The 8227-nt window shown below is 60.8% G+C and carries 6 protein-coding genes and 1 pseudogene; 2 read left to right on the top strand and 5 right to left on the bottom strand.

The features are described 5' to 3' along the window. Window positions 1–281: ribose-5-phosphate isomerase A (locus B3V69_RS14250; RefSeq protein WP_296447600.1), on the top strand; the 281-nt coding region annotated here is incomplete at its 5' end. Window positions 282–320: 39 nt separating this feature from the next. Here the strand turns inward: B3V69_RS14250 and B3V69_RS14245 are convergent. From B3V69_RS14245 to B3V69_RS14225, 5 genes are all read right to left on the bottom strand, one after another. Next, window positions 321–911 (bottom strand): glutaredoxin family protein, encoded by a 591-nt coding sequence (locus B3V69_RS14245; RefSeq protein ID WP_296447658.1) that lies wholly within the window; start codon window positions 909–911, stop codon window positions 321–323. Between the two features lie 98 nt (window positions 912–1009). Then, window positions 1010–3049, bottom strand: coding sequence for a M3 family metallopeptidase (locus B3V69_RS14240; RefSeq protein WP_296447598.1), 2040 nt, complete (start codon window positions 3047–3049; stop codon window positions 1010–1012). Between the two features lie 6 nt (window positions 3050–3055). Next, a complete protein-coding gene (gene folD, locus B3V69_RS14235; RefSeq protein ID WP_296447597.1) occupies window positions 3056–3919 on the bottom strand; it encodes a bifunctional methylenetetrahydrofolate dehydrogenase/methenyltetrahydrofolate cyclohydrolase FolD in 864 nt (287 codons plus the stop codon). A 74-nt stretch (window positions 3920–3993) separates the two neighbouring features. Next, on the bottom strand, window positions 3994–4620 hold the full coding sequence (locus B3V69_RS14230; protein WP_296447595.1) for a response regulator transcription factor: 627 nt from the start codon (window positions 4618–4620) through the stop codon (window positions 3994–3996). Window positions 4621–4634: 14 nt separating this feature from the next. Next, window positions 4635–7145 (bottom strand): PAS domain-containing sensor histidine kinase, encoded by a 2511-nt coding sequence (locus B3V69_RS14225; RefSeq protein WP_296447594.1) that lies wholly within the window; start codon window positions 7143–7145, stop codon window positions 4635–4637. Between the two features lie 204 nt (window positions 7146–7349). On the opposite strand from B3V69_RS14225, the pseudogene aceE reads away from it, so the two are divergent. Continuing rightward, window positions 7350–8227 (top strand): annotated as a pseudogene (gene aceE / locus B3V69_RS14220) (pyruvate dehydrogenase (acetyl-transferring), homodimeric type); the annotation flags it as partial.

The raw sequence follows: 8227 nt of genomic DNA, 5'->3' as shown, positions 1-8227 counted from the left end.
TGCCGGTCGAAGTGATTCCGATGGCCGCCAAGCGGGTGGTGCAACAGTTCGCGGCGATGGGCGGCCAGGCCCAGATTCGGCTCAAGGGTGACAAGCCCCTGGTGACGGACAACGGCCAGATCATCCTGGATGTCACGGGCTTGCAGATCAGCGATCCGCTTGCCTTTGAGTCCCAGGTGAGTCAGTGGCCGGGCGTGGTGACGGTGGGCGTGTTCGCCTTTCAGAAGGCCCAGGTCTGTCTTTTGGGCACGGCCAGCGGCGTCAAAACACTGACTTTCTGAAGCTTTGTGGGACCGCCCTTTAGCGCTGTCCCCAACTGATCAAAACTTGATGCCCGCTGGATTGGAAGGGGTGTCCACCGGGGGACGGCTCGGCTCTGCCGGGGCACGTGGGGTCTGGGTGTCCTCCGGTTTGACGGCGGGCGCCGGTTTCTGAACCGCGACCAGGGGCGTTGCGGCCGGGCCGCGGTAACCGGCGGGCAAGGTGGATGTCTGGGGATAACCGGCCGCATTCAGAAACTGCGTCCACTCCGCATCCGAGTAGCCCTTGATCTGCTGGCCACCAATCGTCAAAAAGGGCAGCGAGGTCTCACCGCTGATGCGTTGCAGGGCTTCGACATCCTCGGCTGCGTTGACGGTTTTCTCGGTGAATGGAATACCCCGCCCGCTGAGCAGCGCCCGGCCCGTGCCACAAGGGGCGCAGTTGCCAGAGGTGTACAGCGTCACCGGGTATTTGCTGGCCACCTGGCGCAGCTCGAAGGGCAACGCTACGCCACCGACGCCAACCGGCCTGCCACCCACTCCCGTGGCCGTGGCATTGTCGGAGGCGGCGGGCGGCTTGTCAGAGAAGCTGATCCTGCCGTCTGGCCCGACCACACGGTAGACCGTTTGGGCTTGCGCTTGGCCTGCCATCAGCAGCACGGCCGCGAAAACGGCAGCACCAACTTGGACCGATGCGGGCAGTGTTTTCACTTGGATTGGATGGCTGGTATTTTTCAAGATCAATCCCTTCATGTTTGTCCTGCCATGCCTTGATGCCGTAACAGGGCCTCCAGACTGGGTTCACGCCCGCGAAAGGCCTTGAACGACTCCATGGCGGGGCGGCTCCCCCCCGCTTCGAGGATGGCTTGCCGGTATTTTTTACCGGTCTCCCGATTGGGCAAACCGTCCTCACCCATGGTTTCCTCGAACGCGGCATAGGCATCGGCGCTCAGCACCTCGGCCCATTTGTAGCTGTAATAACCGGCCGCATAACCACCGGCAAAAATATGGCTGAAGGTGTGCGCCGTGCGACTCCAATCTGGCGGCTGCAGCACCGCGACTTCGGCGCGTACCTGCGCCAACAGAGGCATCAGGTCCAGTGCGGGGTCGTGCGCGGTGTGCAGCAGCATGTCAAACAACGAAAACTCGATTTGACGCAGGGTCTGCATGCCACTCTGGAAGTTCTTCGCCGCCAGCATCTTGTCAAACAGCGCGCGCGGCAGTGGTGCGCCGGTATCGACATGGGCCGTCATTTGTCGCAGAACGTCCCATTCCCAGCAGAAGTTCTCCATGAACTGGCTCGGTAGCTCCACCGCGTCCCACTCCACGCCGCTGATGCCGGAGACGTCGCGTTCATTGACCTGAGACAGCAGGTGATGCAGCCCGTGACCAAATTCGTGAAACAAGGTGGTGACATCGTCATGCGTCAGCAAGGCGGGTTTGCCATCCACGCCTTCGGCAAAGTTGCACACCAACTGGGCCACTGGCGTTTGCAACTGCTGCGTATCCGGGCGTAGCCAGCGGCTGCGTACGTCGTCCATCCAGGCACCGCCACGCTTGCCGGTACGGGCTGACGGGTCCAGATAGAACTGGCCGACCAGATTGTTGGCGCGTTCAATGCGGTAGAACTCGACGCTGGGGTTCCAGACTGGGGCAGAGTCTTTTTTGATGCTCACGTCAAAGAGTGTTTCAACGATCCTGAACAGCCCAGCCAACACTTTGGGTGCCGTAAAGTACTGTTTGACTTCCTGCTCGCTGAAGGCGTAGCGCGCTTCCTTGAGCTTTTCACTGATATAGGGCCAGTCCCAGGCCTGCGGATTCGGCAGGTTCAGCTGTTGCGCTGCAAATTGGCGCAGGTCGGCCAGGTCTTTCTCGGCGAAAGGCCGTGCCTTGGCGGCCAAGTCGCGCAAGAAGGTGATGACGTGTTGTGGCGACTCGGCCATTTTGGGCACCACCGAGAGTTCACCAAAATTGCGGTAGCCCAGCAACTTGGCTTCTTCCAGCCGCAAGGCCAGCATGTCGGCGATCAGGGCCGAGTTGTCGAACTTGAGGGTCTCGGGGGCGGCCTGGTCGGAAGCGCGGGTGACGTAGGCGCGGTAAAGCTTCTGGCGCAGCGCGCTGCTGCGGGCAAACTGCATCACGGGCAAGTAGCACGGCATCTTGAGCGTGAGCTTGTAGCCCTCTTTGCCCTCTGCCTTGGCCGCCGTCAGGGCCGCTTGCTTTACATCGTCGGGTACACCGTCGAGTTCAGACGCCTCGGCGTAGTAGGCAAAGGCATCGGTGGCATCCAGTGCGTTTTCACTGAATTTCTGGCCCAGCTCGGCCTGACGCTCCTGAATAGCCGCAAAACGCTCACGGTCGGCACCCACCAGTTCCGCGCCGCCCAATACAAAATTGCGCATGGCATTCTTGTGGGCCTGACGCTGCTCCGCATTGAGTGTGGCGGGATCAATCGCCTTGTACTTGGCATACAGGCGTTCGTCCGCGCCCAGGCGGGTGGAAAACTCGGTGACTTTGGGCAGGGCGTCGTTGTAAGCGGCCCGCAGCTCGGGCGTATCGGCCACGCTGTTCAAGTGGCTGACAGCACCCCAGGCCCGTCCCAGCTTCTCGGTGGCGACATCCAGTACTTTGGCGATGTCGTTCCAGCGCGCCGGAAAGTCGGGCGCCGTGACGGTTTCCAGCGCGGCGTTGGCCTGTGTGAGCAACTGGTCAATGGCCGGGGCCACGTGGTCAGGAGCGATTCGGTCAAAAAGTGGCAGATCGTCGAAAGAGAGCAGGGGATTGTTCATGAGAGCTTATGTTGCGGCGCGTTCAGCCGCTTCAAGGGTGTTGACCAGCAACATCGTAATCGTCATCGGCCCCACCCCACCAGGCACCGGGGTAATAAAGCTGGCCAGCTCCTTCACGCCTGAAAAATCGACGTCGCCGCACAGCTTGCCTTCGTCGTTGCGGTTCATGCCGACGTCAATGACGATCGCACCGGGTTTGACCATGTCGGCGGTCAGCACGTTGCGTTTGCCGACCGCCGCGACGATCACGTCGGCTTGCCGGGTGTGGTGGCCGATATCGGCGGTGGCGCTGTGGCAAACCGTGACTGTGGCATTGGCTTGCAGCAGCAACAGCGCCATCGGCTTGCCGACCGTGTTGCTGCGCCCAATGACCACCGCGTGTTTGCCGCGCAAATCGATGCCGGTGCTTTTAATCAGTTTCATGCAGCCATAAGGCGTGCAGGGCCGAAAGCCGGGTTGTCCCGTCATCAATTCGCCGGCGCTCAGGGTGGCGTAGCCGTCCACGTCTTTGCTGGTGGAAATGGCCTCAATGACCTTGTGCGGGTTGATGTGTTTGGGCAAAGGCATTTGCACCAGAATGCCGTGAATCGTCGGGTCGACATTGAGCGCGGCGATGCGCGCCAGCAGATCAGCCTCCGACAGAGTGGCCTCGTATTTTTCAAAGACGGAATGAACGCCGGTATCTGAACAACCCTTGACCTTGTTGCGCACATAAACGGCGCTGGCCGGGTCCTCGCCCACCAGAATGACCGCCAGGCCGGGCGTCACGCCGCGCGTCTTGAGCGCCACGACGCGTGTGGCGACGTCGGCGCGCAGGCGGGCGGAGAGGGCGATTCCATCGATGATCTGGCCGTGGCTTGGGGTTGTCATAATTTCAGTTCCATAAATAAAAAAGCCCGCTAGTCCTTGTCGGGCGGGCGCATGTTGCTATAAATAAAGGAGCGTCAAGCTTTGGCGGTGGTTTGTCCCAAAGCAATTTTCAGGAGGTCGGCCACCGTGTTGGCATTGAGCTTTTCCATGATGTTGGCGCGATGCGCCTCCACCGTCTTGATGCTGATCCCCAGGTCGTCGGCGATCTGCTTGTTCAGGCGTCCGGCCACAATGCGCTCCAGCACCTGCGTCTCACGCAACGTCAGTCGGGCCATGAGTACACCCCGGCTGGCAGCGCTCTGGTGCTCCGCGAAGGAGTCTTTGGCCTGGTCCAGCATGCGTTCCACCAGCGACACCAGCTGATCTTCCTTGAAGGGCTTCTGGATGAAATCCATCGCGCCCTTTTTCATGCTGTCGACGGCCATCGGCACATCGCCGTGACCGGTGATGAACACGATAGGCAGTGGCGATTGGCTCTCCAGCAGTCGGGTTTGCAGCTCCAGACCGTTCATGCCGCCCATGCGGATGTCCACAATCAGGCAAGCAACCTCGCGTGCGTCATAGCGGCTTAAAAATGACTCGGCGGACTCAAAGCAGCGAACCCGGTAGTCTTTTCCCTCCAGCAGCCATTGAAGCGAGTCGCGTACCGCTTCGTCGTCGTCCACCACGTAAACCGTGCCTTTTTTTGGTATCAAACTCATGCTGTAACCAGGATCTAACCTGGTGTCCTTGGTTGTCTGTGCGGGAGCTGTGCCTTGGGAAGCAAGGATTCCGTCATGGGAATCCAGAAAGAGAAACAGCAGCCTGTCACCTCGGCGCCATTGTAAAGGTTCTCGGCTTTCATTCGACCCAGGTGGGATTCCACGATGGAGCGGCACAAGCTCAGGCCGATGCCCATGCCGTCGGCCTTGGTGGAGTAAAAAGCTTCATACAGCCGCGCCATGACTTCAGGCGCGAGCCCCCGGCCGGAGTCAATGACCATGAATTCAATCACGGGCTTGTCATCGACTTGACTGGGCGCCACCCGTAATTTGACGCTGCGTTGCGCTGTCGGCCGCTGCGCCGAGTCAACCGATTCGGCCGCATTCTTGAGCAGGTTGACCAGGACTTGCTCGATCAGAATCGGGTCCACCAGCAGCGCCGGCATGCGGGGGGCAACATAGTGCGTGAGCCGCACATTGCGGCGACGCATTTCAATTTCGGCCAGTTCAACCGCTTCGTCCACCATGCCCGTGATTTTTGACAGGGCGCGATTGGGCGCGCTGCGTTTGACGAAAGAGCGAATGCGCTGGATGATCTGGCCGGCCCGATGCGCCTGCCTGGCGGTTTTCTCCAGAGCGCCGAGCAAATCTTCTTCGCTGATTTGCTTGGCTTTGATGCGCGACACCATGCCGTCGCAATAGTTGTTGATGGCCGTCAGCGGCTGGTTCAGCTCGTGCGCCACGCTGGATGCCATTTCACCCATGGTGATCAGGCGGCTGGCAGTCTGGGCGCGCTCGGTTTGCGCGGCGGATTGTTCTTCGGCGATACGGCGTGCCGTGATGTCGGTGGCAATCACCATCTGCGCCAGGCGACCATCGACCCAGCTCAGATAACGGGTGCGGACCTCCAACCATTTGCCCAAGGCCTCCATATAGATTTCGGCACTCTCAGCTTCCGTCTCGGGCAACAAGTTGGTGGGCAGGCCGGCGAAGGCGTCCACGTGGTCCAGCGACTCGTCACTGGGGGGCGTCACCGGCACGCCCGCCTCGGCGACCAGCTGCAGATGCCCTCCTGCCATGGTGCCGAACCACAGGCGGTACAGTTTGTTGGCGAACAGCAACTCGTCGCTGCCCAGCGGTGCGACCGAGATGGAGGCGTCCAGCGCTTCCAGGACCGTGGTAAAGCGTTCATGCGATGCTGACAGCTGCTCCCGAATCCGGTTCGGTTCGGTAATGTCTGTCATCGAGGTCATCCAGCCGGTCTGCGTGCCACGGGCGTCAATCAACGGGGAGACGTAGAGCCGGGCGTCAAACAGCGTGTTGTCCCGCCGTTTGACACGCACCTGGGTGCCGCCCGGAAGTGTTCTCCCTGATAGTTCTTCTTCCAGCCGGAAGGCCAGCGAATCGCGATCGGCCTCAGGCCAATAGGGAAATGGCGCGGTTCGCCCCACCAGGTCGGATTCATTCCAACCGGTCATCTGGCAAAAAGCCGCATTGACGTAGGTGATGCGGCCCTGCAGATCAAGCGCCCGCATGCCGGTCAACATGGAGTTTTCCATCGCCCGCCGGAAGCTGGTTTCCGATACCAGTGCTTGCTGGGCCTGCATGCGGCGGCGCGTATGGCGCCAGTTGGCGATCAGCATCCAGGCCGTCATCGCGCTCAGGGCAGTGACCAGCCAGAACAGGCCACTGCCGATCACGCCCAGCGAGGCGCGGTAAGCCTGGCCCCGAATGACGAGGCCGTTGCCGACAGGGGACACCGGAACTTCGTAGGCGTTGACCGGGCTGTCCCAAGGCAGCAGCCGATTGGCCGGGTTGCGCGCCGGAATGCTGGTGCCCGCCAGCAGGCCGCCCTTGGCATCATGGAAGGAGACCGCGTAGCGAGCCGACACTTCGGTCGGTACGCCGTAGCGAAACAAGCCGTCCACCGAGTATTCGGCCAATAGAACGCCCAAAAAATGTGCACGGTCGCTCAACGGAATGTGCAGTTGCAGCGTGGCAGTGCTGTCTGGCGCCGCCGCACCTTGCCAGTAAATAGGCTGCTGCAGTTCGCGCGCCAGGTTGTAGGTGTTTTCGGTTTCGCCCATCTTGAGGGTGCTGCCCACCGCTCGAAGCTGATTGGCCGACAGGCTGGCGGTGCCGACGTTGGCTTTGATGCGCCGGCGCTCATCGATCCAGGTCAGGCCTTGCAATTCGGGGTACTGGTTGATCATCGCTTCCGCCCGACTCTCGAATTCGTCGGCATTGAGTTCCCGGTTGGACAGCTCGCGGGCGATGCGCATGAGCTGCTCTTGTCGCTCCAGCAGGCGCAGACGAAGACGCTGTTGCGTGTATTCCACGTCCCGTTTGACCGCTTCTTGTTCGCGGGCAATTTCTTCCAGCCGCAAATAACCAAACGCGGCCACGATGGCGGCCAGAAATAGCAGCACGGCAGCGAGCGGCGCCAGCACGGAAAAACGGTCCTGGCGATGCGGCGTCAAACGCTGCCACCAGCGTTGGAAGCGGGCCACGGGAGGCAGTTTCATGGGACTGGGCAGTGAGATCGGACGCAGCAAAGGCATGATGCCAAGTGTAGGTGACACATCGCTTCGAGGACGGGGCTGGGAGGCTATTTCATTCGGCCTCTTGTTCTGCATTGTGAAATGACACTGCACAATTCGAAATTTTTAAATAAATATGAGAAAATAAATAAATCGGTCTAAATTACGTAAAAAACCAAGGAGACAAGCATGTCAGCAGTTCCCGAGAATTCATTTGTCTCAGCCGCCCCAGATGCGGACAGCCAGGAAACCCGTGAGTGGATGGACGCCCTGACCGCCGTGATTCAGAGCGAAGGCCCGCAGCGCGCTCATTTTTTGCTGGAGCAGTTGCTGGACCATGCGCGCCAGAGCAGCATCGACATGCCGTTCTCGGCCAACACCAGCTACGTCAACACCATCGAGGCCAATCAGGAAGCGCACTGCCCCGGCAACATTGAGATTGAGGAGCGCCTGCGCGCCTACATGCGCTGGAACGCCATGGCCATGGTGGTCAAGGCCAACCGGCACCACCCCGTCGACGGCGGCGACCTGGGCGGCCACATCGGCTCATTCGCCTCGCTGGCGCACATGTTCGGTGCCGGCTTCAACCATTTCTGGCATGCCGAGAGCGCTGAACCTGGCAAAGAGCATGGCGGTGACTGCCTCTACATCCAGGGCCACGTCTCGCCCGGCGTCTATGCCCGCGCTTACATGGAAGGCCGACTGAGCGAAGAGCAGTTGCTCAACTTCCGCCAGGAAGTCGGCGGCAAGGGTCTGTCGAGCTACCCGCACCCCAAGCTGATGCCCGAATTCTGGCAGTTCCCCACGGTGTCCATGGGTCTGGGGCCGCTGATGGCGATCTACCAGGCGCGCTTTTTGAAGTACCTGCATGCGCGCGGTATTGCCGATACCGCGAACCGCAAAGTCTGGGTGTTTTGTGGCGACGGCGAAATGGACGAAGTCGAGTCCCTGGGCGCGATCGGCCTGGCGGCGCGCGAAAAGCTCGACAACCTGGTGTTCGTCGTCAACTGCAATCTGCAGCGCCTGGACGGCCCGGTGCGCGGCAACGGCAAGATCATCCAGGAACT

This window comes from Rhodoferax sp. UBA5149, from assembly GCF_002413825.1.
Taxonomy (GTDB): Bacteria; Pseudomonadota; Gammaproteobacteria; order Burkholderiales; family Burkholderiaceae_C; genus Rhodoferax.
This window is presented reverse-complemented; position numbering and strand designations above follow the sequence as displayed.